General features: G+C 72.6%; 26 protein-coding genes. 11 read left to right on the top strand and 15 right to left on the bottom strand.

The window, feature by feature from the left end:
- Nucleotides 1-9: 9 nt before the first annotated feature.
- Nucleotides 10-630: a sigma-70 family RNA polymerase sigma factor gene (locus ACIOD2_RS02185; protein WP_400533269.1), complete on the bottom strand. Its 621-nt coding sequence runs from the start codon at nt 628-630 to the stop codon at nt 10-12.
- A 245-nt stretch (nt 631-875) separates the two neighbouring features.
- Here ACIOD2_RS02185 and ACIOD2_RS02190 point away from each other — a divergent pair, with 245 nt between their 5' ends.
- From ACIOD2_RS02190 to ACIOD2_RS02205, 4 genes are all read left to right on the top strand, one after another.
- On the top strand, nt 876-1,295 hold the full coding sequence (locus tag ACIOD2_RS02190; protein WP_400533271.1) for a pyridoxamine 5'-phosphate oxidase family protein: 420 nt from the start codon (nt 876-878) through the stop codon (nt 1,293-1,295).
- 149 nt (nt 1,296-1,444) lie between these two features.
- Complete coding sequence (locus tag ACIOD2_RS02195) at nt 1,445-2,953, top strand: GAF domain-containing sensor histidine kinase (protein WP_400535379.1); 1,509 nt, start codon at nt 1,445-1,447, stop codon at nt 2,951-2,953.
- Nucleotides 2,950-3,609 (top strand): response regulator, encoded by a 660-nt coding sequence (locus ACIOD2_RS02200; RefSeq protein WP_400533273.1) that lies wholly within the window; start codon nt 2,950-2,952, stop codon nt 3,607-3,609. The genes ACIOD2_RS02195 and ACIOD2_RS02200 overlap by 4 nt, the downstream gene beginning before the upstream one ends.
- A 121-nt stretch (nt 3,610-3,730) precedes the next feature.
- Entirely contained in the window at nt 3,731-4,162 is a 432-nt protein-coding gene (locus ACIOD2_RS02205; RefSeq protein ID WP_400533275.1) for a hypothetical protein, read from the top strand.
- 1 nt (nt 4,163) lies between these two features.
- Here the strand turns inward: ACIOD2_RS02205 and folE are convergent, their stop codons facing one another.
- Nucleotides 4,164-4,769, bottom strand: a complete 606-nt coding sequence (gene folE, locus ACIOD2_RS02210; protein WP_400535381.1) for a GTP cyclohydrolase I FolE — start codon at nt 4,767-4,769, stop codon at nt 4,164-4,166.
- 104 nt (nt 4,770-4,873) lie between these two features.
- On the opposite strand from folE, the gene ACIOD2_RS02215 reads away from it, so the two are divergent.
- Nucleotides 4,874-5,527, top strand: a complete 654-nt coding sequence (locus tag ACIOD2_RS02215) for a helix-turn-helix transcriptional regulator (protein ID WP_400533277.1) — start codon at nt 4,874-4,876, stop codon at nt 5,525-5,527.
- Here ACIOD2_RS02215 and ACIOD2_RS02220 read toward each other — a convergent pair.
- From ACIOD2_RS02220 to ACIOD2_RS02230, 3 genes are all read right to left on the bottom strand, one after another.
- On the bottom strand, nt 5,524-6,258 hold the full coding sequence (locus tag ACIOD2_RS02220; RefSeq protein WP_400533279.1) for a sulfite exporter TauE/SafE family protein: 735 nt from the start codon (nt 6,256-6,258) through the stop codon (nt 5,524-5,526). The genes ACIOD2_RS02215 and ACIOD2_RS02220 overlap by 4 nt on opposite strands.
- Before the next feature lie 265 nt (nt 6,259-6,523).
- Nucleotides 6,524-6,655 (bottom strand): hypothetical protein, encoded by a 132-nt coding sequence (locus tag ACIOD2_RS02225; RefSeq protein WP_400533281.1) that lies wholly within the window; start codon nt 6,653-6,655, stop codon nt 6,524-6,526.
- A 114-nt stretch (nt 6,656-6,769) separates the two neighbouring features.
- The gene (locus ACIOD2_RS02230) at nt 6,770-8,065 is read right to left on the bottom strand and encodes a helix-turn-helix domain-containing protein (protein ID WP_400533283.1); all 1,296 of its coding nucleotides are present in this window, start codon (nt 8,063-8,065) and stop codon (nt 6,770-6,772) included.
- A 136-nt stretch (nt 8,066-8,201) separates the two neighbouring features.
- On the opposite strand from ACIOD2_RS02230, the gene ACIOD2_RS02235 reads away from it, so the two are divergent.
- Together ACIOD2_RS02235 and ACIOD2_RS02240 are read left to right on the top strand one after the other, a co-directional pair.
- Complete coding sequence (locus ACIOD2_RS02235) at nt 8,202-8,498, top strand: putative quinol monooxygenase (RefSeq protein WP_400533285.1); 297 nt, start codon at nt 8,202-8,204, stop codon at nt 8,496-8,498.
- On the top strand, nt 8,495-9,292 hold the full coding sequence (locus ACIOD2_RS02240; RefSeq protein WP_400533286.1) for an isocitrate lyase/phosphoenolpyruvate mutase family protein: 798 nt from the start codon (nt 8,495-8,497) through the stop codon (nt 9,290-9,292). The genes ACIOD2_RS02235 and ACIOD2_RS02240 overlap by 4 nt, the downstream gene beginning before the upstream one ends.
- A gap of 61 nt (nt 9,293-9,353) precedes the next feature.
- Here the strand turns inward: ACIOD2_RS02240 and ACIOD2_RS02245 are convergent, their stop codons facing one another.
- On the bottom strand, nt 9,354-10,460 hold the full coding sequence (locus tag ACIOD2_RS02245; RefSeq protein WP_400533288.1) for a CU044_5270 family protein: 1,107 nt from the start codon (nt 10,458-10,460) through the stop codon (nt 9,354-9,356).
- Nucleotides 10,453-11,025, bottom strand: coding sequence for an RNA polymerase sigma factor (locus ACIOD2_RS02250; protein ID WP_400533290.1), 573 nt, complete (start codon nt 11,023-11,025; stop codon nt 10,453-10,455). Before ACIOD2_RS02250 ends, ACIOD2_RS02245 begins: the two co-directional genes overlap by 8 nt.
- Before the next feature lie 116 nt (nt 11,026-11,141).
- Between ACIOD2_RS02250 and ACIOD2_RS02255 the strand changes: the two genes are divergently transcribed.
- Nucleotides 11,142-12,062 (top strand): serine hydrolase, encoded by a 921-nt coding sequence (locus tag ACIOD2_RS02255; protein ID WP_400533292.1) that lies wholly within the window; start codon nt 11,142-11,144, stop codon nt 12,060-12,062.
- Nucleotide 12,063: 1 nt separating this feature from the next.
- On the opposite strand, the gene ACIOD2_RS02260 is transcribed toward ACIOD2_RS02255, so the two are convergent.
- From ACIOD2_RS02260 to ACIOD2_RS02285, 6 genes are all read right to left on the bottom strand, one after another.
- Nucleotides 12,064-12,810 carry a GntR family transcriptional regulator gene (locus ACIOD2_RS02260; protein WP_400533294.1) on the bottom strand — a complete coding sequence of 249 codons (747 nt, stop codon included), beginning with the start codon at nt 12,808-12,810 and terminating at the stop codon, nt 12,064-12,066.
- Nucleotides 12,807-14,318 carry a beta-N-acetylhexosaminidase gene (locus tag ACIOD2_RS02265; RefSeq protein WP_400533296.1) on the bottom strand — a complete coding sequence of 504 codons (1,512 nt, stop codon included), beginning with the start codon at nt 14,316-14,318 and terminating at the stop codon, nt 12,807-12,809. The genes ACIOD2_RS02260 and ACIOD2_RS02265 overlap by 4 nt, the downstream gene beginning before the upstream one ends.
- Nucleotides 14,318-15,139: a carbohydrate ABC transporter permease gene (locus ACIOD2_RS02270; protein ID WP_400533298.1), complete on the bottom strand. Its 822-nt coding sequence runs from the start codon at nt 15,137-15,139 to the stop codon at nt 14,318-14,320. Before ACIOD2_RS02270 ends, ACIOD2_RS02265 begins: the two co-directional genes overlap by 1 nt.
- Entirely contained in the window at nt 15,139-16,086 is a 948-nt protein-coding gene (locus ACIOD2_RS02275; protein ID WP_400533300.1) for a carbohydrate ABC transporter permease, read from the bottom strand. Before ACIOD2_RS02275 ends, ACIOD2_RS02270 begins: the two co-directional genes overlap by 1 nt.
- A 73-nt stretch (nt 16,087-16,159) precedes the next feature.
- Nucleotides 16,160-17,440: an extracellular solute-binding protein gene (locus ACIOD2_RS02280; protein WP_400533301.1), complete on the bottom strand. Its 1,281-nt coding sequence runs from the start codon at nt 17,438-17,440 to the stop codon at nt 16,160-16,162.
- A 213-nt stretch (nt 17,441-17,653) separates the two neighbouring features.
- Nucleotides 17,654-18,595 carry an acyl-ACP desaturase gene (locus tag ACIOD2_RS02285; RefSeq protein WP_392774693.1) on the bottom strand — a complete coding sequence of 314 codons (942 nt, stop codon included), beginning with the start codon at nt 18,593-18,595 and terminating at the stop codon, nt 17,654-17,656.
- A gap of 137 nt (nt 18,596-18,732) precedes the next feature.
- Here ACIOD2_RS02285 and ACIOD2_RS02290 point away from each other — a divergent pair, with 137 nt between their 5' ends.
- Both ACIOD2_RS02290 and ACIOD2_RS02295 read left to right on the top strand, forming a co-directional pair.
- Nucleotides 18,733-19,749, top strand: coding sequence for a LacI family DNA-binding transcriptional regulator (locus tag ACIOD2_RS02290; RefSeq protein WP_400533303.1), 1,017 nt, complete (start codon nt 18,733-18,735; stop codon nt 19,747-19,749).
- A 317-nt stretch (nt 19,750-20,066) separates the two neighbouring features.
- Nucleotides 20,067-24,158, top strand: coding sequence for a beta-galactosidase (locus ACIOD2_RS02295; RefSeq protein ID WP_400533305.1), 4,092 nt, complete (start codon nt 20,067-20,069; stop codon nt 24,156-24,158).
- Here ACIOD2_RS02295 and ACIOD2_RS02300 read toward each other — a convergent pair.
- Together ACIOD2_RS02300 and ACIOD2_RS02305 are read right to left on the bottom strand one after the other, a co-directional pair.
- Nucleotides 24,139-24,843, bottom strand: a complete 705-nt coding sequence (locus tag ACIOD2_RS02300) for a DUF6008 family protein (RefSeq protein WP_400533307.1) — start codon at nt 24,841-24,843, stop codon at nt 24,139-24,141. The genes ACIOD2_RS02295 and ACIOD2_RS02300 overlap by 20 nt on opposite strands.
- A gap of 104 nt (nt 24,844-24,947) precedes the next feature.
- Nucleotides 24,948-25,574 carry a LysE family transporter gene (locus tag ACIOD2_RS02305; RefSeq protein WP_400533309.1) on the bottom strand — a complete coding sequence of 209 codons (627 nt, stop codon included), beginning with the start codon at nt 25,572-25,574 and terminating at the stop codon, nt 24,948-24,950.
- A 243-nt stretch (nt 25,575-25,817) separates the two neighbouring features.
- Between ACIOD2_RS02305 and ACIOD2_RS02310 the strand changes: the two genes are divergently transcribed.
- Entirely contained in the window at nt 25,818-26,612 is a 795-nt protein-coding gene (locus tag ACIOD2_RS02310; RefSeq protein ID WP_400533311.1) for an SDR family NAD(P)-dependent oxidoreductase, read from the top strand.
- Nucleotides 26,613-26,887: the final 275 nt, after the last annotated feature.

The following is a 26,887-nucleotide window of genomic DNA, read 5'->3' on the forward strand; positions in this document are numbered from 1 at the left end:
GGGAAAGGGTTACGAGGTGGATTTCGCCCGCAGGTTGCGCCGGAGGGTCGTGAGGGCCCGGTGCTGGGCGACCCGGACGGCGCCGGCGCTGCTCAGCCCCACCGCCACCGCCGTCTCCTCGGCCGTCATGCCCAGGATGATGCGCAGCACCAGGATCTCGCGCTGGCGCGGCGGGAGCGTGTCGAGCAGGCCGGACGACCAGTCGAGCGCGGCCGAGCGCTCGACCTCTTCGCCCGTCGGGTCGGTGGCTTCCGCGCCTTCGCTGCGTCCGGCGGGCGGCTCCGCGACCGGGCTGGTGCGGTCGCGGGCGCGGCGGCGGTGGAAGTCGGAGACCTTGTGCGCGGCGATGCCGAAGACGAACGGGAGGAACCCGTCGATCTCGTACCGGTAGCCGGGCAGCGCGCGCACGACGGCGAGCAGCACGTCCTGGGCGCAGTCCTCGGCGTCGGACGAGCCGTCCTGCCAGCTGCCGAGCCGGCCGAGGCAGTAGCGGTGCACCAGCGGCCGCAGCTCGCGCAGCAGCCCCGCCACCGCGGCCCGGTTGCCGCCGACGGCCTGCCGGACGAGCGCGGTGTCGAGGGAGAACGTCGCCGCGGGCGGGGTGTCACCCCCGGCGGGTTGCGGCGGCATCGGCCTCACTCTCCCTTCGGGCACAGGCCGGCAACGGACGGTGAGAACCGTAGGTCGCGGTGCGTGTCCGCCACACGTGCCGGGCGCCCGTGCGGACCCGGGTCTTTCGGCACTGGCGGACGGCGCCGGCACGTGGGTTTCGTTCCCGGGCCGGCCGCGGGTGGGTCCAACGGCCCTATCGGCGGCCCGCCGTTACCGATCACGCTGGTGGCCGGGGTATTTCACAGGAGAAGCACAGGGACGAGATGGCTGATGATGTGGGCTTCGGGCTGCTGCTCGACCGGGCGCAGTGCCTCGCGCTGCTGCGCACGGCGAGCCTCGGCCGGGTGATCTTCACCCACCGCGCGATGCCCGCTGTCCGCCCGGTGCGCTTCACCGTCGTCCGGGAAGCCGCCGGGGAGTCCATTGTGTTCGCCGTGCCCGACGGCAGCCCGCTCTACGCCGGCGCGCGGGGCGCCGTCGTCGCGTTCGAAGCCGACGAGTTCGCCGAGGACTTCGGCGCCGGCTGGTTCGTCAGCCTGCTCGGCCGGGCGGAGGAGTTCCGGGACGCTTCGGCCGCCGAAATCGCCTGCCTGTGCCCCTGTCCTTCCCAGGCGGGACGCCGGTTCCTGCAGATCCCGGTCGAGACCATCACCGGTCACCGCATGGTTTGTGCCGCGGAGTAACAAGGTCACGTCATCGAGCGACCCACCGGATGGACGAACCGGCATGGGCCGACACGGGCAGTCACCTGTGGGACCCTTGACGGCCCGGGGATACCCCCGGGAGTGGGCGACGCCAGCGGAGTCAACGGGAAGTGGCGGACGAAATCGGCATGCCGGCGATCCTGGCCGCGGTGGCCGGGATCGCGCGGGAGCTGGAAGTGCCCGCGTTGCTGCAGCGCGCGGTGACGACGGTGTGCGACCTGGTCGGCGCGCGCCACGGCCGGCTCGAGGTCACCGGACCCGACGGCGGGGTGGCCGAGTACGGCCGGGCCGCCGGCGATGACGGGGTCGTCGAGATCCCGGTGCGCGCCGGGCCCAAGACCTTCGGCACGTTCCGGATCGAACCCGGCGACGAGGGCCTCGGCGGCCGGCGTCGCGAGGTGCTGGGCGCGCTGACCGCGGCGACCGGGATGGCCGTCGAGAAGGCGCTGCTCGTCGACGGGATGCGCCGCCGCGAACGCTGGCTCGAAGCCTCCTACGACGTCACCAAGGCATTGGTCGGCTCCCAGGGCCTGCGCGAGACGCTGCGGCTGATCGCCGAACGCGCCCGCGTCGTGGCCGGCGGCACCGGCGGGGCGATCGCGCTGCCCGCGGGGCCGGGCCTGCTGGTGTTCGACGTCGTCGAGCCGCCGGGGGAGGACTCCGAGCGGCTCACCGGGCTTACCATCCCGACCGAGGGCACCGCGACCGGGATCGCGTTCACCACCCGCCGTCCGATCGTGGTGCGGGACTACGGCGAGCACGTCCAGAACGAGCAGCGCGACCGGGCCGGGCCGATGCCCGCGATGATCAAGGACCTGGACTCGGCGATCTCGGTGCCGCTGATCGTCGGCGAGGAGACGCTCGGGGTGCTGCTCGTGGCGAAGTTCCGCGACCGCTCGCCGTTCACCGACTCCGACGTCCAGCTGGCCGAGACGTTCGCCGGGCACGCCGCGCTGGCCGTCGAGTTCTCCCGGGCGCAGGAGGCCCGCCAGCAGCTCGCGGTCTTCGAGGACCGCGACCGGATCGCGCGGGACCTGCACGACCTGGTGATCCAGCGGCTGTTCGCGACCGGGCTCGGGCTCGAGGGCGTCAGCAGGCTGATCGCCGACCCGGGGGTCGCGGCGCGGGTCGCCGGGTTCGCCCAGGACCTCGACGGGACGATCCGCGAGATCCGCAACAGCATCTTTTCGCTGCAGGCGCCCGCGCAGGCCCAGGGGAGCCTGCGCGCCGAGCTGCTGCGGGTGGCGGTCGACGCCCGGGACACGCTGGGTTTCGAGCCGCGGGTCGGCTTCGACGGGCCGCTGGACGCCGCGGTGCCGGACGCGGTCCGCTCCGACCTGATCGCGTCACTGCGGGAGGCGCTGACGAACGTCGCCCGCCACGCCGGGGCGACGTCGTGCTCGGTTGACGTGACCGTGGACGGGCTCGGCACGCGGCTGAGCCTGGTGGTGCGCGACGACGGCACCGGGCCGCCCGAGGGACCCGGGCGGGTCAGCGGGCTCGCCAACCTGGCGGCCCGCGCGGAACGCTGGGGCGGCGGCTGTGTGCTACTGCCTGCCGACGGGGGCGGGTCCCGGCTGGAATGGACCGCCGAACTGCCGGCACGGGCTGCCGGCGGACAGGGGAGTGGGAGATGACGATTTCGGTGTTCCTGCTCGACGACCACGAACTGGTCCGCACCGGGCTGAAGACCGTCTTCGAATCCGAAGAGGACATCGAAGTGATCGGGGAGGCGGGCACGGCGGCCGAGGCGCTGGTCCGGATCCCGCAGGTCCGGCCGGACGTGGCCATCCTCGACGTCCGGCTGCCCGACGGCCAGGGCGTGGAGGTGTGCCGCGAGATCCGCTCGACGGTCGAGCCGCCGCCCGCCTGCCTGATGCTGACGTCCTATTCGGACGACGACGCGCTCTTCGGCGCCATCATGGCCGGCGCGGCCGGGTACATGCTCAAGCAGGTCTCCGGGCGTTCGCTGATCGACGCCGTCCGCACGGTCGCCGTGGGCGGCTCGCTGCTGGACGCCACGCTCACCGCGTCCGTCATGAACCGGTTGCGGGGGGAGACGGCCTCGGTCCCGGATCCGCGGTACGAGCAGCTCAGCCCGCAGGAGCGGCGGGTGCTCGACCTGGTCGCGGAGGGCCTGACCAACCGGCAGATCGCCGAGCGGCTGTTCCTGGCGGAGAAAACCGTCAAGAACTACGTATCCTCGGTGCTGCACAAGCTCGGCGTCGAGCGGCGGACGTCGGCGGCGGTCTACGTGTCGCAGCGGCGGAACGAACCAGGGCGTTCGGGCTGATTCACCGGCCAGTCGGGGGAAACCCGGTGGGGCATCCGACGTATCTGGCCACGGATGGAGTACACCTGTCGTGTGACCGCACGGGCCGGCAGGGGACCTGGTGCGCGGTAGAGGGGACGACATGTCGGGGTTGCCGAGTGGGGACTACGTCACACAGCAGATCCACGCGCTCGCGAAAGCGGTGCGCGAGGAAGGGGCCGGCGGTGTCGGCACCCACAGCTTCCAGCTGGCCGAGCACCTGGCCGCGGAAGGAGGCGTCCACCGCGGCGACATCCTGACCGCGACCGCGACGCTGCTGGCGATGACGGCGTGGTGTGACGGCGCGGCCGACGCGGCGCTGCGGTTCGCGGAGCTGGCGGGGGAGTGCGGCGACGATTCTCGCGAGCTGGTCACGCACCTGCTCCGCCTGGAGATCGGTGCCGACCAGGGCTGGCTGCCGGAGGCCCAGGTGGAAGCGCTGCTGGAGTACGCGCGCCGCGCCCGGCGGCGCGACCTCGTCACCCGGGTGCAGGCGCTCGCCACCGGTCCGGGCGGCCGGCACCGCCGGAACTGACTCAGGCGTGGACACCCGTCAGGGCGAAGAACTCCTGGCGGGTCTTGGGTTCCTCGCGCAGCAGGCCGTGCAGCGACGAGGTGACGGTGAGCGCGCCGCTCGCCCGGACACCGCGCAGCGACATGCAGAGGTGCTCGGCCTCGATCACGACGCCGACGCCCTTGGGTGCCAGGTGCTCCTGGAGCCAGTCGGCGACCTGCTTGGTGAGCCGCTCCTGCACCTGCAGGTCGCGCGCGAACAGCTCGACGACGCGGGCGAGCTTCGACAGGCCGAGGATCCGTTCGCCCGGGAGGTAGCCCACGTGCGCGACCCCGCGGAAGGGCAGCATGTGGTGCTCGCACAGGGACTGCACCGGGATGCTCTTGGCCAGCACGAGCTCGTCGTAACCCTCGTCGTTGGGGAACGTCGTGAGCTTGAAGTCCCGCGGCCGCAGCATCTCCGCGTAGGCGTTCGCCACCCGCCGCGGGGTGTCGCCGAGGTGTTCCGACGTCGGGTCCTTGCCCAGGGCCCGCAGCAGGTCGGCGACCGCGCGCTCGGCCGCGTGGAGGTCGAACTCGTCGCGGTCGGGGACGACGCCGAGGTGCCTGAGGGGGACCGGCTCGCTCATGGGTTCAGCGGTCACGGGGTGCCCTTCCTTCTAAAACCAAGTCGTGCCGACGTTAGAAGGCCGCCCGGGTTTTCGTCAACGGTTATTTGTTTTAGAGTGCGGTGATGCACGAAGCCCAGGCCGGTGCGCTGGCCGCGGTCGCCGCCCTCGACGAGCCCACCCGGCGCCGGCTGTACGACTACGTCGTCCGCCAGGTCGCGCCGGTGAGCCGCGACGACGTCGCCGCCGCCCTGAGTGTGCCCCGGGCGACCGTCGCGTTCCACCTCGACCGCCTGGTGGACGAACGGCTCCTCGCCGTCGGGCACGAACGCCGCACGGGCCGCACCGGCCCGGGTGCCGGGCGCCCGGCGAAGCTCTACCGCCGCTCGGACCGGCAGGTGTCGGTGTCGCTGCCGGACCGCGACTACGAGCTGGCCGCACACCTCCTGGCGACGGCGGTGGAGGAGGCCGGCGAGTCCGGCGGCTCGCCGCGGGAGATCCTCACGCTGCGGGCGCGCGAACTGGGGCGGGAGCGGGCCGCCGGGGCGTCCGGCGTCGTCGCCGTCCTCGAGGCCCACGGGTTCGAGCCGCGGGCCGGGGACGGTGCGGTGGAGCTGGCGAACTGCCCGTTCCACCGGCTGGCCCGGGCGCACGCCGGGCTGGTCTGCGCGATGAGCCTGGCGCTGGTGGAGGGCATGCTGGCCGGCGCCGGTCCGGAGGGGCTGACCGCGCGTCTCGACCCGCGGCCGGGCCTCTGCTGCGTCCGGTTGACGTCCTAGCTTCGGGCCGCCAGCACGAAGAGGAACGCACCGAAGACGACCAGCGCCGCCGACACGACCCGGTGGAGGTGCTGCTGGCGCAGGCGTTGTGCCAGGTACGTGCCGAGCAGCGCGCCGAGCCCGGCCAGCACGCCCAGCAGTGTGCCGAGTCCGAAGTGGACGGACCCGTGCGCGGCGTAACCGAGCGTCGCGAAGCCGACGAGCGGCAGCTGGATCAGCTGCCCGGCCGCGACGGTGGTCAGCGCGGGCACCCCGAGCGCCAGCAGCGCCGGGACGAGCAGCACCGGCCCGCCGGTCCCGGTCAGCGCCGAACCGAACCCGACGACCACGCCGATCCCGACGGTGGCGGCGACGGGCAGGTCCTCCCGCACCCGGGACGTCTTCGCGCGGAACCACAGGTTGTAGGCGCCGGACCCGGCGGTCACCACGGCCAGCACCAGCCACAGCACGGCGGCCGGGAGCAGCCCGTTCACCAGCGCCCCGCCGATCGCGGCGGGCGCGGCCCCGAGGGTGAGCAGACCGCCGAACCGCCAGGGCATCGCCTGCCGGCGCGCGTAGCCGAGGGTGCCGACGATCCCGGTGAACAGGAACGCCCAGCTGCTCGTCCCGGCCGCGGCGTGGACGTCGAGCCCGCCCAGCCAGGTGAGCGCGGGCGGCAGCACCACCCCGCCGACCCCGACGGTCCCGATGAGCACGCCCACCGGCACCGCGACCAGCAGTACGGCTAACACGGTCCGCCCGGGGAGGATGTCACGCCCCGACGGTAGTACGACAGGGTTTCGACGCCGGGTGAAACCCGCGGCATCCCGCACGGGATTCACACAGGGGTTCACGATGAGAGTTCGCCGAAGAGTCACCGTGCTTCCGGCCGCCGGGGTGCTGGTGTTCGGCGCCGTACCGGCCCAGGCGAGTGCTGCCACCGCGAGGGGAAACCAGTGTCGGGGTCCCGGCCGAGGTCCGCTTCTCACCCGGCATGGCCGATGTCGTCTCGTACACCTACCTGATCGACAACGGGCCCGAGACCACCGTCGCAGCCTCGGGTGGCGGAACCACGACCAGCACGGGGTTGCGGTCCGGCACCGCGAGCACGAGCTGCACGGCCAGTGACGCTCCTCTGGTGGCGAGCACCGACTACCCGGAATTCGTGGGCAGCGGAGGCGCCGGCATCACCGGCACCTTCACCCCCGACGCGTCGGGTTTCCGCCCCATCCAGGTACATCGTGGTCAAGTAAGGAGCGTTGTTCACGCCGCGGCCAGCAGGTGGGCCGCGGCGTGGGCGGGCCACCTGGTGGCCCCCGGCGTCCCGAGCCGCCGGATCGCCGCCTTCAGAACCGGGTCGCCGCTGGGGAAGGCGTCCCGGACGCCCAGCCGGAACGCCAGTTCGTGACGCAGGCCGCCGCCGAGGCCGGGTACCGCTTCGAGGGCGCCCAGGCTGGTTCCGTCGCCCAGCGCCGGGTCGTCCGCGACCTTCGCCAGGGCCGCGATCGTGTCCGCGCCCGGCACCCCGAGGTCGTGCAGGGCCGTGGCCGTCAACGCGCTCGGCGGCGGAAAGGTGTGCGTGAGCCCGCCGGGCAGGCCGGGCACCGGCGTCCCCAGTGACTCCACGACGGTCCGGAGCCCGGAAGCACCCGCCAGTGCGCCGACGCCGACCTCCAGCGCGCTCCACGTCCCGGGGACGACGAGACCGGGCCGCGCGCGGACCAGCGGGCCCAGCACGGGATCGGTGGCCAGCTCGGCGACGGCCGGGCCCGGGTCGACGTCGGTCCCGGCGAGGCGCGCCGCGCGGTCGACGACGTGGATCAGGCCCTCCCAGTACGGCAGGTGGGCCCGCAGCAGCAGGTGCCCGCCGTCACCCGGGGACAGCTCCAGCACCCCCGGCGCGCCTTCGACGGTGATCGTGCGCCGGTAGACCTGGCCGTCGACCACCTCGACGCCGGGCACCGCGCGGGCGGCGAGCAGCCCGCGGACGGCGTCCCAGTCGTAACCGGGCACCACGGGCAGCCGCAGCGGCAGCCCGCCGTCGGCGACCAGGCGGTCCGCGCGGCGGCGGCGGTCGCGCAGGTCCGAGGGCGCCGCGCGGAACACCTCCCGCATGGTCCGGTTGAACTGCCGCAGGCTGCCGAACCCGGACGCGAACGCGACGTCGAGCACCGTGAGGTCGGTGTCGTCGAGCAGCCGGCGGGCGAAGTGCGCGCGCCGCGACCGGGCCAGCTGGTCGGGGCTCGCGCCGAGGTGCTGCAGGAACAACCGGCGCAGGTGCCGCGGCGACAGCCCGACCCGGTCCGCGAGCGCGGCCTCCGTGCCGTCGTCGAGCGCGCCGCCGATGACCAGCTGCACCGCCCGGCACACCAGCTCGGGCGCGTCCGAGGTGACCGGCCCGGCCACCCGGTAGGGCCGGCAGCGCAGGCACGCCCGGAACCCCGCGGCCTCCGCGGCGGCGGCGTGCTCGAACGTCAGGACGTTCTTCGCGAGCGGCTTCGCACCGCAGCCGGGCCGGCAGTAGATCCCGGTCGTGACGACGGCGGAATACGTGGTCATGACCCAGGTATAGCCGTAACCCGACGGCGGCGCCGGACACATCCGGACATCGGGGCCGTGTCCGGATGTGGCCGGACCCGGCACGCGCGCCGTTCCAAGATGGTCGTCGTCAGCCATCGAGAACGAGGAGTTTCCGTTGCTCACCAAGGTTTTCCCCATCCAGCTGAAGGACGGCAAGCAGGCCGAGGCCGAGGCGCTCGTCGAGGAGTTCGCGCCGAAGGGCCCCGGCGCCGAGGACGGCACGCTGTCGTTCCGCGTCTACCGGGACCCGGCCCGCGCGGACTACCTGCTGTTCGTCGAGCACTTCGCGGACCAGGCCGCCTACGACGCGCACACCGGGTCGGCGGCCTACCAGGAGCTGATCGCCGGGCGGTTCGCCGGCCTGATCGTCGAGTTCGTGGAGCTCGACCACGAACTGCTCGTCGCGCTGTGAGCGAGGGGCAGCTCGCGCGGGCGAAGACGTTCGCCGCGAGCCACCGCCGCGGGGATCCGCTGCTGCTGCCCAACGCCTGGGACGTCGCCTCGGCGGTCGCGATCGCGGGCGCCGGGGCGACGGCGATCGCGACGACCAGTGCGGGGGTCGCGTGGTCGCTGGGGGTGCCGGACGGCGCCGGCCTCGGCGCGGAACGGGCCGCGGCCGTCGTGGCCCGGCTCTGCGCGGCGGTCGACGTCCCGGTCTCGGCCGACATCGAGGGCGGGTACGACGACGTCGCCGAGACGACCACCGCGGTCGTCCGGGCCGGCGCCGTCGGGGTCAACCTGGAGGACCGGTCCGGCACCGGAGTGTTCGCCGAGGCGGCGCAGGCCGAGCGGTTGGCCGCGGCCCGCGCGGCGGCCGAGGCGCTCGGGATTCCCGTGTGGCTCAACGCCCGGACCGATCTCTACCTGACCGGGGCCGGCGGTCTCGAGGAGGCCCAGCGCCGGTCGGAGGTCTTCGCGGCCGCCGGCGCGGACAGCCTGTTCGTGCCGGGGCTGACCGATCCGGCCGCCATTGCCGAACTGGCGGCGGGCCCGCTGCCGGTCGCGGTGATGGTCTGGGCGGGCGCGCCGTCGGTGGCCGAACTGGCCGCCGCGGGCGCCGTCCGGATCAGCCTCGGTTCGGCGATCGCCCAGGCCGCGTACGCGGTCGCGGCCCGCGCGACGGCCGAGCTCCTGGGCGCGGGCACGTACGACGCCACGGCGGACGGCATTCCCTACGGCGACCTGAACGCCGCCCTCACCCGGTGACAAAAGCCGTGAAGGCCACCTTGAGGGACTCAGAGTCCCTCAAGGTGGCCTTCACGGCACGCTACTTCGCCGGGGCGACACCGATGCGGTCGGCGACGGCCGTGGTGATGGCGCTCGCGCCGAGTTCGGTGCCCGGCTTGATCCACGGTTCGTCCGGCTGGTCGCCGGCGATCGTCCGCTCGCCGATGAACTGGCCGGTGGCCGGGTCGACGATCAGCTGGGTCAGCGCGTGCCGGTCGTCGAGCCCGAGCGCGACGCCGGTGCGGCCGTCGAGGTTGGCCTCCGCGGCGAGCACCTTCATGCCCGGGATCCTCGCCAGCGCCCGGTACCACTCGGCCCGCAGCCCGGCGGGCATCATGCCGCTGCGGAGGATCTCGATGCCGTAGTGGAACATCACGGACGGCGTCGAGCCGCGGACCTCGGTCAGGTCCTGCAGCTTCGCGTACAGCTGCACGGGGTCGTGCGGGAGCGTGGCGTAGAAGGCCGGGCTGTCCGGGTCGGTGGGGTCGTCGCACTTCTTGACCGGCTTGGACGCGGGGAAGAAGTCGCCGCACCGGCCCTGCCACCGGCCCTGGTCGGTGTCGGTGGGCTCCGGCTCGGGGGCCTGCGACTGCGGCACCGTGCCGCCGAGGTACTTCCCGGTGCTCAGGAGCTTGCGGTCCTCCTGCCAGACGTCGTGCTCGTCCGCCGGGATCCAGCGCTGGATCTGCTGCTCCCAGAGGTAGGTGTAGCCGACCGTGGTCCCCATCCGGATGCCGCTCTGCACCCACGTGTGCTCGACGACGTAGCGGAACTGCCCGGGCGCGAGCGGCTGGTCGACCGCGCCCACGCTGAGGTCCGCGGCCTTGGTGAGCACCTCGGTGGCCGACATCAGCCGGACGTCCGGGGCGGACGCGCTCGGCGCCGCGACCCCCGGCCCGCCGGGGCCGGACGAGCCCGTCTGCACGACGACGACGGTCGCGGCGGCCACCCCGGCGACGGCCGCGGCGACCGGCAGCGCGAACCGGCGAGCCCGGCGGCGCTCCGGCCGCAGCGGGATCACGGTGGCGTCCGGCCAGGAGACGGCGTCGACCTCCGCCATCAGCTTCGCGCGGGCCGCGGTCAGGTCGGCGGGCGCCCGGCGGGCGTCCCGGTGCAGCTGCTCGAGGGCTTCGTCGAGCTCATTCATGCGTGTTCTCCTCGGTGGGGACGAGCAGGGCCTGGAGGCGGTGGCGGACGCGGTGCAGCCGGGACCGCACGGTGCTGGCGGGGACGCCGAGCGCTTCGGCGACCTCGGCCGGTTCGAGCCCGGCCCAGGACGTCAGCAGCAGGACGTCACGGTCCTGTTCGGACAGTCCGGCGAGCTCACCGGCGAGGGTGCGCAGGCGGGCCGCCGCGTCGACCCGGCCGGCCACCACGGCGTCGTGGTTCTCGGCCGGGCGGTCTTCGGCGCCGGCCTTCGCGGTCAGCTCGAAGCCGCGCACCTCCTGGCGGACGTGGTTGCGCAGCAGGTTGGTGGCGATGCCGTAGAGCCAGCCCCGGATCGGGGCCTGCCGCGGGTCGTAGCTGGCCCGTCTTCGGAGGGCGACGACGAACGTCTCCGCCACGAGGTCGTCGGCGGCGTGCACGCCCACCCGGCCCGCGAGGTAACCGCGCAGGGGAGGGGCGTACTCGTCGAAGAGCCACGCGAAGATCTCCTTCGGATCCCGCGCGGCCAGATCGGGCCGGTCCAGCCGTTCGACGATTCTGGTCACGCTACTTGTTGTCCGCGGCGTTCGTCCGCGTCCCCGATTTCACGTCCGGGTGAGACGCATCCCACATTCCGGCCCGCTCGGGCGAACACGATCGGGTCGCCCGGACAACAGCCGGTATGCACAGACGAAACGTGGTGCTGCTGTCCGGGCTGTGCGCGGGGGCGGTCGCGGCGATGCTGATCGCGGCGGCGACCCTGCGTTCCCCCGACCCGGTGGCCGCGTCCGCGCCGCTGCTCGGCACGGCCCCGCCGGTGACGACGAGCGTCGCGACCACGGCGTCCTCGGCCCCGCCGGACACCAAGCCCGCGAAGCCGTCGCCGACGCCGGAGCAGGACCAGGAGCAGGGCAAGCTGCCCTCGGGGGCCGAGCTGGCGAAGCTGGTGCCGGGCAAGGTCAGCGTGCTCGTCCACGACCGGAAGAACGGCGAGGACGTCGTCTCCTACCGGCCGGACGCGACCTACACCTCGGCTTCGCTGGTCAAGCTGCTGATCGCGTTCGAGGCGCTCCGGCGGGGGACGGACTCCGGTGTCGTGGCGGAGATGCTCTCGCGCAGCGACGACACCGTCGCGAGCCAGCTGTGGGCGAGGCTCGGCGGCCCCGCGATCGTCTCGGGGTGGGCCGCGCGGATCGGCATGAGGTCGACGCGCCCGCCGGACGACCCCGGGCACTGGGGCAGCACGACCGTCACCGCCACCGACCTGGTGAAGCTCTACGAGTACCTGATGGACCAGGCGCCGGAAGGCACCCGGCAGGTCGTGCTCCGGGCGCTGGACGGCGCCACCGAGCACGGCGCCGACGGCTTCAACCAGTTCTTCGGCATCCCGGGCGCGGTCACGGGCACGGACTGGGCGGTCAAGCAGGGCTGGTCGTGCTGCGACCCGGGCCGCAACCTGCACACCAGCGGGCTCGTCGGGGGACGGCGCTACGTCGTGGTCGTCCTCAGCGCCCAGTCCGCCGACACCGGCTGGCAGACCGCCTCGGACCGCGTGACGGCCGTCGTGAAAGCGCTCTCCGGCCCGCTCGGCTGGGCGAAGTGACTCAGCCGGAGTCGGCGTCGAACCGCAGCTTCGAGGTGATCCGGTAGCGGTCGCCGCGGTAGACCGACCGGGTCAGCTCGACGATCCGGCCGCCGGAGTCCCGGGTGACCCGCTCGACCTGCAGGATCGGCGCGTACACCGGGACGTCCAGCAGCTCGGCCTGCTCGGGGTTGGTGACCGCCGGCTCCATCGTCTGCTCGGCCTCGGCCACGGTGATGCCGAACCGCTCCCGCAGCAGCCGGTAGAAGTTCCCGGCCTCCATGTCGGCCGGGGCCAGGCCGGGCACGAGCTCGGCGGGCAGGTCCAGGCGCTCGATGGCGATCGGCTCGTCGTCGACGTAGCGGACCCGCGTGACCCGCAGGACCGGCGCGCCGGGCGCGATCTCCAGCCGCGCCGCGCGGGGCGGGCTCGCGGGCGCGGTCGTGAACGCGACGACCTCGCTGGTCCAGGTGCCCTCCGCCGGGGGCACACCGAGGCCCGCGGCGCTGCCGGCGAGCTCCTGGGTGACCTTGTGCGGGCTGGTGAACGTGCCGCGGCCGCGCTGGCGGACCAGCAGCCCGGTGCGGGTCAGCTCGTCGATGGCCGCGCGGACGGTCGGGCGGGACACGCCGAGCTCCTGGGCCAGGTCGCGCTCCGAGGCCAGCCCGGTGCCGGGCCCGGCCTTCTCGATCACGTTCAGCAGGTGGCGGCGGACCCGGTCCCGTTTCGCGGTGGGAGGCCGGTCGGGTCCGAGCGCGTCTGCGGTCAAGTTCTCGGCTTTCGGGGTACGGGGACCGCGCCCGGGAACCGGACGCGCTCCTTCGGCAGGGCGTTCAGCGCGCGCAGCAGATCCAGGTGACCGGCCAAGCGGGCTTGGAAGTCAGCATAGTCGCGCGGGCCGGGGGACCAGGCCGACTCCGCGAGCGCGCACAGCCGCGGGAAGGCCAGCTGCCGCACGTGGTCGGGGGTCGGCGCGTGCTCGGTCCACAGCTGCGCCTGCGTGCCGATGACCCCCGGCCGCCCGCCGTTGTCGGGGTCGGCGGCGGGCAGGTTCCCGGTCAGCGGGTCGTAGGCGTGGACGTCGGCCAAGGTCGTCACCAGCTCGCGCGGCGGCTCGCCCGGACCATCGGTCTGCGGGTAGTCGAAGTAGGTGGACGTGTGGGGCGCCATGATCACCTGGTGGCCGCGGGCGACGGCTTGCGCGCCGTGGCCGGCGTCCCGCCAGCTGGCCACGGTCATCCCCGGCGGCAGCGTGCCCGGCGAATGGCCCGTCTCGTCCCAGCAGACGGCCTGCCGCCCGAGCTCGCCGAGGAACCCGTGCAGCTCGCCCAGGAACCAGCTGTGCAGCCCGGCGGTGCCGTCCAGCCCGAGCGCCTTCGCGCGGGCCTGGGCGGCGGGCGCGGTCTCCCACTGCGTTGTCGGGCATTCGTCCCCGCCGACGTGGAGGTGCCGCGAGGGGAAGATCCCGGCGGTCTGGGTCAGGACGTCGCGGCAGAAGTCCAGGGCCTCGTCGTGCATGCCGAGGATGTCGGGGCTGATGCCCCACTCGGTCCACACCGGCAGCGGCCGGTCCGGGCGGTTGCCCAGCTCCGGGTAGGCGGCCAGGGCCGCCCGGACGTGGCCGGGCAGGTCGATCTCCGGCACGACCCGCACGCCGCGGGCGGCGGCGTGGGCGACCAGGCCGCGCAGCTCGGCGCGGGTGTAGAAGCCGCCGTGCGGGACGCCGTCGAAGAGCGTGCTGCCGGCCGCCCCGACCATCGACTCGCTGCGCCACGCGCCGATCTCCGTCAGCTTCGGCCGGCCCTCGATCTCCAGCCGCCAGCCCTGGTCGTCGGTGAGGTGCAGGTGCAGCACGTTGTACTTGTGCAGCGCGATGAGATCGGTGAACTCGTACAGGAACTCCAGCGGCATGAAGTGCCGGGCGACGTCGAGCAGCACCCCGCGCCAGGCCAGCTTCGGCCGGTCCCGGATCCGCAGGCAGGGCCAGCGGTCCGGGCCGAGCTGCCGCAGGGTCTGGACCCCGTGGAACAGCCCGGCTTCCCGCGTCGCGACGAGCGTGACGCGGTCCTCGGTGACGTCGAGTTCGTACTCTTCGGGCCCGAACCCGGGGCGCAGGTCCAGCCGGATCTCCGGGCCGTGGCCGGAACCGACCACGCTGGTCAGGAGGTCCGCCGCCCGCCCGGCACCCGGGCCGGCCACGACGCGCGCCCCGGCGTCGAGCGCGAAGAACCCGCTGCGGCGCACCAGTTCGGCGGGCCGGGGGATGAGAGGGAGCACTAGCCCTTCACCGCGCCCGCGGTCATGCCCTCGACGAGGTGCCGCTGGACGAGCGCGAAGAACACGACCACGGGCAGCGCGAACAGCGTGGACGCCGCGATCAGGCCGCCGTAGTCGGTCCCGGTGCTGGTGCTGAACGAGACCAGCCACACCGGCAGCGTGTAGCCGGACTGGTCCTTCATGATCACGTAGGCGAACAGGAAGTCGTTCCACGCGGTGATGAACGCGAACACGCTGGTCGCGATGAGCCCGGGCAGCACGAGCGGCAGCAGCACCGAGCGCATGATCCGCGCCCGCGAAGCGCCGTCCACCATGGCCGCTTCCTCCAGTTCCACCGGGATCCCGTGCAGGAACCCGCGCAGCGTCCAGATCGTGAACGGCAGCACGAGCGCGACGTAGGTGAGCGTGAGCCCGAGCAGGTTGTTGAGCAGGTGCGCGCTCTTCAGGCCGAGGAACAACGGGATGACCAGCGCGGGCACCGGCACCATCTGCAGGATCAGCACGCCGATGAGGAAGCTGCGGCGGCCGAAGAACCGGAAGCGGGTCAACGCCGTCGCCGCCAGGAAGGCCACCACGATCGACAGCAGGACCACCGTCACGGTCACCATGACGCTGTTCAGCAGGTCCCGCGTGAAGCCCGGTTTGGCGAGCGCGTCGGCGAAGTTGTCCAGGGTGAAGTGCAGCGGGAGGAACTGCGGGGTCGGGCTCAGGATGTCCCCGCGCGGCTTGAACGCCGTGTTCACCATCCAGTAGACCGGGAACACCCACACCAGGCAGAACAGCGCTGCCGTCACGTTGGTGCCGATCCGCCGTGCCCGCATCAGAAGTCCTCTCCCGCCCGCACCAGGCGGCGCACGTACACGATGGTCATGGCCAGCAGCAACAGGACCGACACGACGGCGATCGCCGCGCCCTGCCCGAAGGAGTTGGTGCTGAAGGCCCGGGTGAACGTCCAGATCCCGAGCGTCGTCGTGCCCTGGCTCGGCCCGCCCTGGGTGAGGATCCAGATCTGGTTGAACACGGTGAAGTCCCAGATCACCGAGAGGATCGTGACCAGGCCGAGGATCGGCTGCAGGAACGGCCAGGTGATGGTCAGGTGCACCCGCCACGGCCCGGCACCGTCCAAAGTGGCCGCTTCATAGTAGGACCGGGGGATCTGCGACAGCCCGGCGTGCAGCGTGAGCGCCACGAACGGCACCGACTGCCACACCACCAGCAGCCAGACGAGCGTGAACGCCGACGCCGGGGTCGTCGTCCAGTCCCGCTGGGTGAAGTCGCCGAGACCCAGGTGCGACAGCAGCCAGTTCACCACGCCGTAGCCCGGCTGGAAGAGCCACTGCCAGACCAAGGTGGACGCCACGTTCGGCAGCGCCCACGCGGCGATCAGGCTCATCGTGACGGCGACCCGCATCCCGCGCCCGAGCCGCCGCAGCATCAGCGCGACGGCCATGCCGATCACGAGCGTGCCGAGCACCAGCGCCGCGCAGAACCCGACACTGCGCAGCAGCACGGGCACCAGCTGGTCGTCGCCGAGCACGGCGGCGTAGTTGTCCCCGCCCGCCCAGGTCGCCGTGCCGGTGAACAGCGCCCGCAGCCCGTAGTCCTGGAACGAGATCAGCACCAGCCGGACCAGGGGATAGCCCAGCACCAGCCCGAGGACGACGACCGCGGGCACCAGCAGGCCGTAGGGCAGCAGGGTGCGGCGGCGTTTCCGGGCGGGCACGGGTGGTGGCGGCGCGACCGGCGCGGGCCGCTTCAGGACCTTCACGGCGTTCCTCCATGGGGGTGGGCGGGACGCCCGCGGTCAGGGGACGGCAGTCCACCGCGGGCGTCCCGCCCGGTCACTGGCCGGCGTTGAGCGCCTGCGTCAGGTGCGCGTCGAAGTCCTTGGCCGCGTCCGCCACGGACTTGCGGCCGGTGGCGATGTCGGCGAAGAACGTGTTGACGGACTTGTCACTCTCGATGGTCGCCCAGCCCGCCGTGGCCGGGGTGGCGCCGCTCGACTTCGCGGCGGCGTAGAACGCGGCCCGCACCGGCGGCAGCGTCGGGCTCACCTGGTCGATGATCTGCGGCGACACCGGCGTCCAGCCGTCGATGCCGACGATCGCGTCGCGCTGCACGGCCGGGCTCGCCGCGGCCTTCAGGTAGGCGAGCGCGAGGTCCTGGTTCTTGCTCTTCGCCGCGATCCCGAGGTCGGACCCGCCGAGGAACACCGGCTGGGTCTTGCCCGGCGTCGCGCTGGGGAAGGGGAACGTGCCGAGCCGGTCCTTCAGCTCGGGCTTGTTCTTCAGCACGGTGTTCACGCTGGTGTCCAGGATGGCCCCGGCGCCGCCGGAGGCGAACATCGCGGCCTGGTCGGGCGCCTTGGTGTCGACGTTGCGCGACGCGGGTGTCGAGTACGCGGCCTGGAAGTCCTTCCAGGCCTGCAGTCCCCGCTGCGCGGCCGGCGACTCGAGCGCCCCGGCCCACTTGCCGCCGGACTCGGTGGCCAGCTCGCCACCGGCGTCCCAGACGAACTGCAGCGCGCCGTACCAGTACTGGCCGGGGAAGTGGAAGGCGGAGAAGCCGGGGTCCGGGTGCTTGGCCTTGATCTTGTCCAGGTCTGCGGTCAGCTCCGCGAACGTGGTGGGCGGCGCGGCCACCCCGGCGTCGGCCCAGAGCTGCTTGTCGTAGATCACCGCGCGGTTCCCGGCGAACAGCGGCGCGGCGTAGATCTTGCCGTCCACCGTGGCCGGTCCGGCGAGGCCGGGCAGCCAGGTCTGGCCCGCGGCCAGGTCGTCACGGTGCCCGGACAGGTCGGCCAGCGCGCCGTTCGCGGCGAACAGCGGGACGTCGGTGTTGCCGATCTCGATCACGTCCGGCGTGTCGTCCTGCGCGAGCGCCGTGCTGATCTTGGTGTTGATGTTGTCCCACTCTTGGATCTGCACGGTCACCTTCGCGCCGGTGGCCTTCTCGAACGCGGCGTTGACGGCGGCGGTGGCCTGGTCGCTCAGGTCGCCGTTCATCAGCCACACGGTCAGCTGCCCACCGCCCGGCGCCGCGGCCGGGCCGGCGGAGGTGCCGCAGGCGGTGAGGGTGAGGGCGAGCGTGCCGACCACGGCGGCAAGGGAGCGTCTGTTCACGGGGCAACCTCCTCGGGTGGTGAGGAGCTTGCAGGTGACCATTGGTAAAGTCAACGAAGTTAGGTCGTTTGGTCTAGACCTTGTTGTCAGCGCACGCGCAGGCCATGGGGATGCACCGGGTGGTGACCTTTGGTCACTTCTGCTGGCGGCGGGGTGCCGAAGAGCGGACGCGGGTGGTGCACCCGCGCCCGCTCTTCGGCGGTTCCGTCGGCGTCAGACCGCCGGGACACCCTTGGCCGCCGCTCGCGCGGCCGCGGCGTCACGGCGCTCTTCGAAGCGCGACGCCTGGGCGTTCAGCGTCTTGAGGAAGTCCGCCAGCTCCTGCCGCGCGGTCTCGCCGACCTCGCCGAGGCCGGTCAGCTCGAAGACCTTCCAGTAGCGCAGCAGCGGCATCACGACGTCGTCGTGGTGGATGCGCAGGTCGTAGATGCCCGCCTTGGCGATCAGCGCCGCCTTGCGGACGAAGCTGGGGATGACCGCGCCGGGCATCGCGAAGTCGAGGACCTCGTCGGTGATCGCGCGCACCATGGCGTCGGGGGAGATCTCCAGCGCGGCCTTGACCAGGTTGCGGTAGAAGACCATGTGCAGGTTCTCGTCCGTGGACACCCGGGCGAGGAGCTTCTCGGCCAGGGGATCCTGGGTGTACCGGCCGGTGTTGCGGTGCGAGAGGCGCGTGGCCAGCTCCTGGAACGAGACGTACGCGCAGACGTGCAGCAGCGGCTTGTCGCCGGTCTCGTAGCCGGCCTGCATGGTCTCCATGCGCATCCGCTCGAGCTCGACCGGGTCCACCGCCCGCGTCACGAGCAGGTAGTCGCGGATGGCGATGCCGTGGCGGCCCTCCTCGGCGGTCCAGCGGTGCACCCAGGTGCCCCAGGCGCCGTCACGGCCGAAGGCGCGCTCGATCTCGCGGTGGTAGCTGGGCAGGTTGTCCTCGGTGAGGAGGTTGACCTCCAGCGCCGTGCGCGCGATGGGCGTCACGCGGGACTGCTCCGGGTCCCAGGCCTCGCCGCCCAGGTCGGCGAAGTCGCGGCCCTGGCTCCACGGGACGTACTCGTGCGGCATCCACTCCTGGGCGGCCGTGAGGTGCCGGTTGAGGTTCTCTTCGACCGTGCCCTCCAGCTCGTACATCAGGCGCGTGCTTTCGGGGACCGGCATGGCGGGGTTCCTTCCGTCCGTCACCTACGCGACCGTAACTTACGGTGCCGTAGGTACTGGCAACGAACGCGGGCCCCGGACGGTTCCCGGGACTGGTTATCGTGAACCCGGGCGGGGGTACGAGCGGAGGGGGCCAGGTGGCGGAGCGGACACGGCCGGGGGAGCGCCAGCCGAGCCTGGCCGATGTCGCAGGCCTGGCCGGTGTGTCGCACATGACCGTCTCGCGGGTGGTCAACGAGAGCGGGCCGGTGCACCCGGAGACCCGCGCCCGCGTGCAGGCGGCGGTGCAGAAGCTGGGGTACCGGCCGAACTCGGCGGCGCGGACGCTGGTCACCGGCCGGTCGGGCACGCTCGGTGTCGTCGCGCTGGAGTCCAACCTCTACGGGCCGGCGAGCACCCTGTACGGCATCGAGAACGCCGCCCGCGAAGCCGGTTACGGCGTCGCGATCTGCAGCGTCAGCCGCCCCGGGCGGTCGTCGATCGGCGACGCGGTGGAGAGCCTGCGACGCCAGGCCGTGGAGGGCATCATCGTGATCGCCCCGCACGTCACGGCGGGGCGCGCCCTGGCGGCGGTGCCCGCGGACATCGCGGTCATCGCGGTCGGCGGCGGCGAGGGGGCCCCGGTCCCGGTCATCTCCGTCGACCAGTACGACGGCGCCCGCCGCGCGACCGAGCACCTGCTGGCGCTGGGACACCGGACCGTCTGGCACGTCGCCGGGCCGGAGGACTGGCTGGAGGCCCGCGACCGCGAGCGCGGCTGGCGCGAGACCCTCGAACGCCACGGCCTGCAGGTCCCGGACGTCATCCGCGGCGACTGGAGCCCCCGGTCGGGTTACGAAGCCGGCCGGACGCTCGCCGGCGTGGGTGGACTCGGTGCCGTCTTCTCGGCCAACGACCAGATGGCCCTCGGCCTGCTGCGCGCGTTCACCGAGGCCGGCCTGCGCGTCCCGGGCGACGTCCACGTGGCGGGCTTCGACGACGTCCCCGAGGCGGCGTACTTCTCCCCGCCGCTGACGACGGTCCGCCAGGACTTCATCGAGGTCGGCCGCCGCACGTTCGGGCTCCTGGAGGCCAGCATGGCAGGCGGCGACGTCGGCGCGCGGCACCTGGTGCCCGCGGAGCTGATCGTCCGGGAGAGCACCGGCCCTCGCTGAGGCGGGGCGGCTTGCCGCTGCTCTTGGCCGCGAGGTGTCGATGGAGGATTTGGGCCGCCGAGTGGCCAGGATCCTCCATCGACGAACGCGTCGCCGGCAGACCTGCCGCGCAGCAAGACGTCGGCCGGCGACGGCGATCGTCCAGGAGAGCACCGGCCCGCGCTGACCGGCGTCCGTCTGCACTATCCACCGACGTAGGTCTTGATCCATCCTGGTGTCGTATCTTGACCAGTTCTGTTGAGGTTCCCTAGCGTTCGTGTTCGATTCTGCGTGAATCCGGACATTCTGGTTCACCGTCGATCCAGGAGGACCTCGCCATGCGCACCGCCGCCCGGACGCTGTTCGCCGCCCTGCTTTCGGTCGTCTTCGCGCTTGCCGGGGTGGTCGTCCCGCAGCAGGCGTCCGCGGCGCCACCGCCGCCCAAGGCACACACCGTCACCTACGACGGCTACTCGTTCCTCGTCGACGGGAACCGCACCTACCTGTGGTCCGGCGAGTTCCACTCGTACCGGCTGCCCAGCCCCGACCTGTGGCTCGACATCTTCCAGAAGATGAAGGCCGCCGGCTTCAACGCGACGTCGCTCTACTTCGACTGGGGTTACCACTCGCCGCGCCAGGGCGTCTACGACTTCACCGGCGTCCGCGACCTGGACAAGCTCCTCGACATGGCCCAGCAGGCCGGGCTCTACGTCATCGCGCGGCCCGGCCCGTACATCAACGCCGAGGTCGACGGCGGCGGCTTCCCGACCTGGCTGTCCACCACGCCCGGGCACACCCGCAGCGCCGACCCCGTCTACCTGAAGTACTCCGACGAGTGGCAGACGCAGATCGACCGGATCATCGCGCGCCACCAGCTGACCAACGGCACCGGCAGCGTGCTGGCCTACCAGGTCGAGAACGAGTACTACAACGGCGACGCCGACGGCCGCGCCTACATGAAGCACCTCGAGGACAAGGCCCACGCCGACGGCATCACGGTTCCCCTGGTGGGCAACAACAACGGCACCTTCAACGCCGGTGAGGCCGCCCTCGACGTCGACGCCGCCGACTCCTACCCGCAGGGCTTCGACTGCTCCAACCCCGAGAAGTGGAACGGCGTCCCGGACATCAGCTACGACCACGTGCCCGGGAAACCGCTGATCACCGCCGAGTTCCAGGGCGGCGCGTTCGACCCGTGGGGCGGTCCCGGGTACGCGAAGTGCGCCCAGCTGATCAACGACAAGTTCGCGAACGTCTTCTACAAGCAGAACATCGCCGTCGGCGCGACCGGGCAGAGCTTCTACATGCTGCACGGCGGCACGTCCTGGGGCTGGAGCGCGATCCCGCAGAACTACACGTCCTACGACTACGGCGCGGCGATCACCGAAGCCCGGCAGTTCGACCCGAAGTACAGCGAAGACAAGCTGATCGGCTACTTCACCCAGTCCGTCGCGCCGCTGACGAAGACCGAGGGCCTCGCCGCCGCGCCGCTGACCGACCCGGCTCTCACCGACACCGCGCGGATCAACCCGGACACCCGCACCCAGTTCCACACCCTGCGCCACACCGACTCGACGTCGAACGCGAAGAACACCACGAGCCTGTCCCTCGACCTCGCGGCGCACGCCGGCTACACCTACGACGACCGCGCGACCGAGGTCGGCTACACCGGGACCTGGACCCACGCCGGGCCGGAGGTCGACTACACCGGCGGCGACTACCAGCACACCGAGTCGTTCTCCGAGGTCACCGGCGACAGCGTGAGCATCCCGTTCACCGGCACCGGCATCCGCTGGGTCACTTCGAAGGACCCGAGTCACGGCGGCGCCGACGTCTACCTCGACGACGCCAAGGTCAGCACCGTCGACCTCTACGCCACGAGCAAGCAGAACCAGGTCACCGGCTACGAGACGCGCGGCCTGCCCGCCGGCCCGCACACGCTCAAGATCGTCGTCACCGGCCAGAAGAACGCGCAGGCGACCGGGCCGTTCGTCGTCGTGGACGCCGTCGACCTGCTCTCGGCGAGCACCGACTACTACCCGGTCGTGCCGCAGCAGCCCGGCACCGGAATCACCCTCGACGGGCGCCAGTCCAAGATCGTCGTCGCCGGCTACGACCTCGGGCAGACGCGGCTGCAGTACTCGACGTCGGAGATCATGACGTCCGCGACGATCGGCGGCCGCGACCTCGCGGTGCTCTACGGCGACCACGGCGGCCCGGGTGAGACCGTCCTGCGGTTCGCGCAGCAGCCGAAGGTCCAGGTCCTCGACGGCGCCGCCACCAGCACCTGGGACGCCGCCCGCGGCGACCTGCGGCTGAACTACACCCACGACGGCCTGGCCCGCGTGCTCGTCACCGCCCCCGGCAAGCGGCCGCTGCTCCTGCTGCTCGCGGACAAGGCGACGGCCGGGACGTTCTGGCGCCAGGACACCGCGGCCGGGCCGGTGCTCGTCCGCGGCACCGACCTGCTGCGCACCGCGACCGCCCGGCCGGGCTCGCTCGACCTGACCGGGGACACCGGCGCCGACGGCGCGTTCGAGGTCTTCGGTGCGGGGAACATCACCTGGAACGGGCAGCCGGTGACGACGCGGACGACGTCCAGCGGCAGCCGCACGGGCACCCTGCCGACGGCGAAACCGGTGACCCTGCCCGCCCTGACCGGCTGGAAGCACCAGCAGGAGTCGCCGGAGAGCGCACCCGGGTTCGACGACTCGGCGTGGCCGGTGGCCGACAAGACGACCAGCAACAGCAGCACCGCCGTCGGCACCAAACCGGTCCTGTTCGCCGACGACTACGGCTTCCACACCGGCAACACCTGGTACCGCGGCCGGTTCACCGGCGACGGCAAGCAGACCGGCATCACGCTGAACAGCCAGAGCGGGGGACCGGCGGGCGCGTTCTCGGCGTGGCTGAACGGCGTCTTCCTCGGCAGTTCGACCACCCAGCAGCAGACGTTCCCGTTCCCGGCCGGTGCCCTGAAACCGGGGGGCAACGAAATCTCGGTCCTCACCGTGAACATGGGGCACGAGGAGGACTACGGCGCGGCCAACGGCAGCAAGGCCGCGCGCGGCCTGACGTCGGCGCGGCTGACCGGGTCCCCGCTGACGTCGGTGACCTGGCGGCTGCAGGGCGTCCGCGGCGGCGAGCAGGGCCTCGACACCGTGCGCGGCCCGCTCAACACCGGCGGCCTCTACGGCGAGCGCGCGGGCTGGTCGCTGCCCGGCTTCCCCGACGCGGCCTGGAAACCGGCGACGCTGCCCGCGAAGGACAGCACCCCGGGCGTCTCCTGGTACCGGACCACCGCGAACCTCGACCTGCCGCGCGGCCAGGACACCTCGCTCGGCCTGACGATCACCGACGACCCGGGCCGGCAGTACCGGGCGCTGCTGTTCGTCAACGGGTGGCAGCTCGGCCAGTACGTCAACTACCTCGGGCCGCAGCACAGCTTCCCGATCCCGAACGGCGTCCTGAACCCCGACGGTCACAACACGATCGCCATCGCGGTGTGGAACCTGGACGGCAGCACCGGTGGTCTCGGCTCGGTGACCTGGACGAACTACGGTTCGCACCGCTCGCCGTTGGCCGTGCGGCAAAACGCGTCGCCGGGTTATGACAGCCGGTACACGGTGCCGCCAGCGCCCACGGCCGCGGTCTCGTTGTCGGCGCCGGACACCGCGACGGCGGGGCAGTCGTTCACGGCGACGGCCACCGTCCGGGTCCCGGCGGGCGCGCCCGCGGCGACGGACGTCCGGCCGGTGCTGACCGCTCCGGCCGGGTGGACCGTCGGCGCGGCGTCACCGCCGTCGGTCGCGCGGATCAACGGCGGCGCTTCCGCGACGTTCTCCTGGCCGGTGACCGCGCCGTCCACAGTGGACACCGCGGCGCTTTCGGTGCGGGTCGGCTACCGGCAGGCCGGACGGCCCGGGACGGTGACGGACGAGCGGATCGTCGGCGCCGTCCCGGCCGCGCCGCCCGCCGGGCAGGACGCCGTCAGCGACCTGCCGTTCCTGACCGCGGCCAACGGCTGGGGCCCGGTCGAGCGGGACACGAGCAACGGCGAGGCGAACGCGGGTGACGGCCGGCCGATGACGATCGCCGGGACGTCGTACGCGAAGGGCCTGGGTGTCCACGCGCCGGGCGACGTCCAGCTCTACCTGGCCGGCGCCTGCACCCGGCTCACGGCGTCGGTCGGCGTCGACGGCGAGGTCGGCACCGCGGGCAGCGTCACCTTCAGCGTCTCGGTCGACGGCACGACCCGGGTGACGACACCGGTGGTGCGCGGCGGGCAGGCGGCGGTCCCGATCGACGTCGACGTCACCGGCGCCCAGGTGCTGGACCTGCTGGTCAACGACGGCGGCGACGGCAACGGCAACGACCACGCGGACTGGGCGCAGCCGACGCTGACCTGCGTCACGCCGCCTGCTCGGTGAGGACGGGCGCCGGGCGCAGCGAGTACGTCGCGCGGACCGTCCGGCGCTCCTTCCACAGGTGGTAGACGGCGAGGCCGAAGATGATCGTGCCGATGACGTTCGCGATGAAGTGCCACCAGACGCGGTAGGTGGTGAGGCCCGGGCCCGGGTCGATGAGGCCGAAGAACGTGGACAGGCCGATGGCGCGCGAGCCGAACGCGACCGACAGCGTCAGCGCGAGGTGCTCGAGACCGTGGATGCCCTGCATCCACACGCCCATCTTCCCCCAGCGGCGAGCCCGGGTCTTGGTGGCGCGGCGGGTGATCACCATGACGCCGACCAGGCCGGCGAGGAAGATGAAGTTCCCGGTCAGGTGCAGCAGTTCCATGCCGAACGTCGGCCGGTTCGGGAGCACCATCTGCAGGCCGTTGGCGAGGCTGGTGCCCCAGGGTGTCATCCAGGCGGGCGAGTTCGGGTGGCCGAGCCAGTAACCGACCTGGGCGATGTGCTCCTGGACGTGCCCCAGCTGCCCGATCACGCCGACGCCGATGAGCAGTACCGAACCGCGGTACACCCAGGGGCGCACCGGCCCGCGGTTGGCGTAGGCGAGCACACCGACGGCCGCCCACATGGCGAGCGCCCAGAGCACGAGCAGCGTCGCGCCCGCGGTGTCCCAGCCCGACATCGCTGACATGGGCATGGTCATGACGGCCTCCAAATCCCCCGGTCTGGTCGAAGACTAGCCGGGAAAGCGCGCCGGACCTTCTTCCGCCGTGCGTCTGATGAGGACCGTACGAACCGGGCAAAGCGTTACAGGGCAACGGTTTGCACCACAAGACGGACGGCGAGTGCGGTGATCACCGCACTCGAGACCAGCGCCGTCACGAGCCGGCCGCGCGGCCCGGTCAGCACCCGCCCGAGCAACGCCCCGCCCCCGGCGAGCAGCGCCTGCCAGCTCGCCGACGCGGCGAACGCGGCCAGCACGAACACGGCTTGGTCGAGCGCTGACACGGCGGTGCCCGCCCGGTCGCCGACGACGAGTGCGGTGAAGTAGACGACCGTGGTCGGGTTGACCAGGGTGATCCCGAGCAGGCTGAGGTACGCGCGCCCGGCGCCGATCTCGGTCACCGGCCTGGTCGTCGTCTTGTCCCGTCGCAGGGCTTGTACCGCCCCGCGGACGGCCAGCACGATCAGGATCGCGGCCGAAACCAGCCGCAGCGGCCCGGCGATCGGCGTGATCACCCCCGCGATCGCGGCGCCGCCGAGCACCGCCACCAGCGCGTACACGCCGTCGGCGGTCGCGACGCCGAGTGCGGCGGCGAGCCCGGTCTTGAGCGACGTCCGCGCGGTGAGCGCGACGAGGTAGGTCGCCACAGCTCCGACGGGGATGGCGATGCCGTACCCGGCCAGCAGGCCGGCGACCAGCGCGCCGGTCACGGCGCGAGCGGGCCGGACCTCCGCGGACGGCACGGCTGCTGCCGGACCGGCGCGGAGATCGCGGCGACGGTCGGCAGGAGCGGCGTGCGGTGCGTGGTCATGGCGCAGATGGTGCCGCCCACCGGAACACGGGGCAAGCACTTTTCGCACCGGGTCAGGGCCGCCGTCGTCCAGCCGGTGGCCGGTCCTGAGCTGTGCTTCAATCGGCCGGACGGACCTCGGCGCGAGAAAGGGCTTTCACGAATGCGGGTCGACCTCAGTGGGAAGACGGCGCTGGTCACCGGGTCCACCCAGGGCATCGGGTCGGCGATCGCGAAGGGGCTCGCCGCCGCGGGCGCGCGCGTGGCGATCAACGGCCGGAGCGCCGACAGCGTGCAGGGCGCCATCGTGCGGCTCAAGCAGGACCTGCCGGACGCCGACCTGGTCGCCGCCGCGGGGGACGTCTCGGACGAGGCCGGCGCGGCGAAGGTCGTCGAGGCCGTGCCGGACGCCGACATCCTCGTCAACAACCTCGGCATCTTCGGCGCCCAGGAGCCCCTCGACATCACCGACGCGGACTGGCGGCGCTACTTCGAGGTCAACGTCCTCGCCGCGGTGCGGCTCACCCGCGCTTACCTGCCGGGCATGACCGAGCGCGGCTGGGGCCGGATCCAGTACATCGCCAGCGACTCCGCGATCGTGATCCCGGCCGAGATGATCCACTATGGAGTGTCGAAGACGGCGCTGCTCGGCGTCTCCCGCGGGTTCGCCAAGCACGCGGCCGGCACCGGCGTCACCGTCAACTCCGTGATCGCCGGCCCGACGCACACCGGTGGCGTCGAGGACTTCGTCTACGAGCTGGTCGACAAGGACCTGCCGTGGGACGAGGCGCAGCGCGAATTCATGAAGAAGCACCGGCCGCAGTCGTTGCTGCAACGGCTGATCGAGCCGGAGGAGATCGCGAACCTGGTGGTGTACCTGAGTTCGACGTTCGCCTCGGCGACCACCGGCGCGGCCGTCCGGGTCGACGGCGGATACGTGGACTCGATAGTGCCGTGAGTCCCGTCCCCACCCGGAAGCACGGGGGAACCCCGGGTGAGGACGAGAGTTTTTGGGGCCGGTACGGGGTCCGCCTCGCGGCGAGTGGCACAACACGGCTCCAGCGTGACCGGTATTCCGTGAAGGCAAGGGGTGAGGCCCGGGGGCACCGCCGTACCGACACACCGTACAACGCACCGGGCCGCGTGGTGTTCCGCCCCGCGGAGTGACGTACGTCGCCGGGGTGCCCCGCTCCCACTGCTGAGGCGCCGGCTCGCAAACGCGAAGCAGGAATG

The organism is Amycolatopsis sp. NPDC088138 (assembly GCF_044741685.1).
In the GTDB taxonomy this organism is placed as follows: domain Bacteria; phylum Actinomycetota; class Actinomycetes; order Mycobacteriales; family Pseudonocardiaceae; genus Amycolatopsis.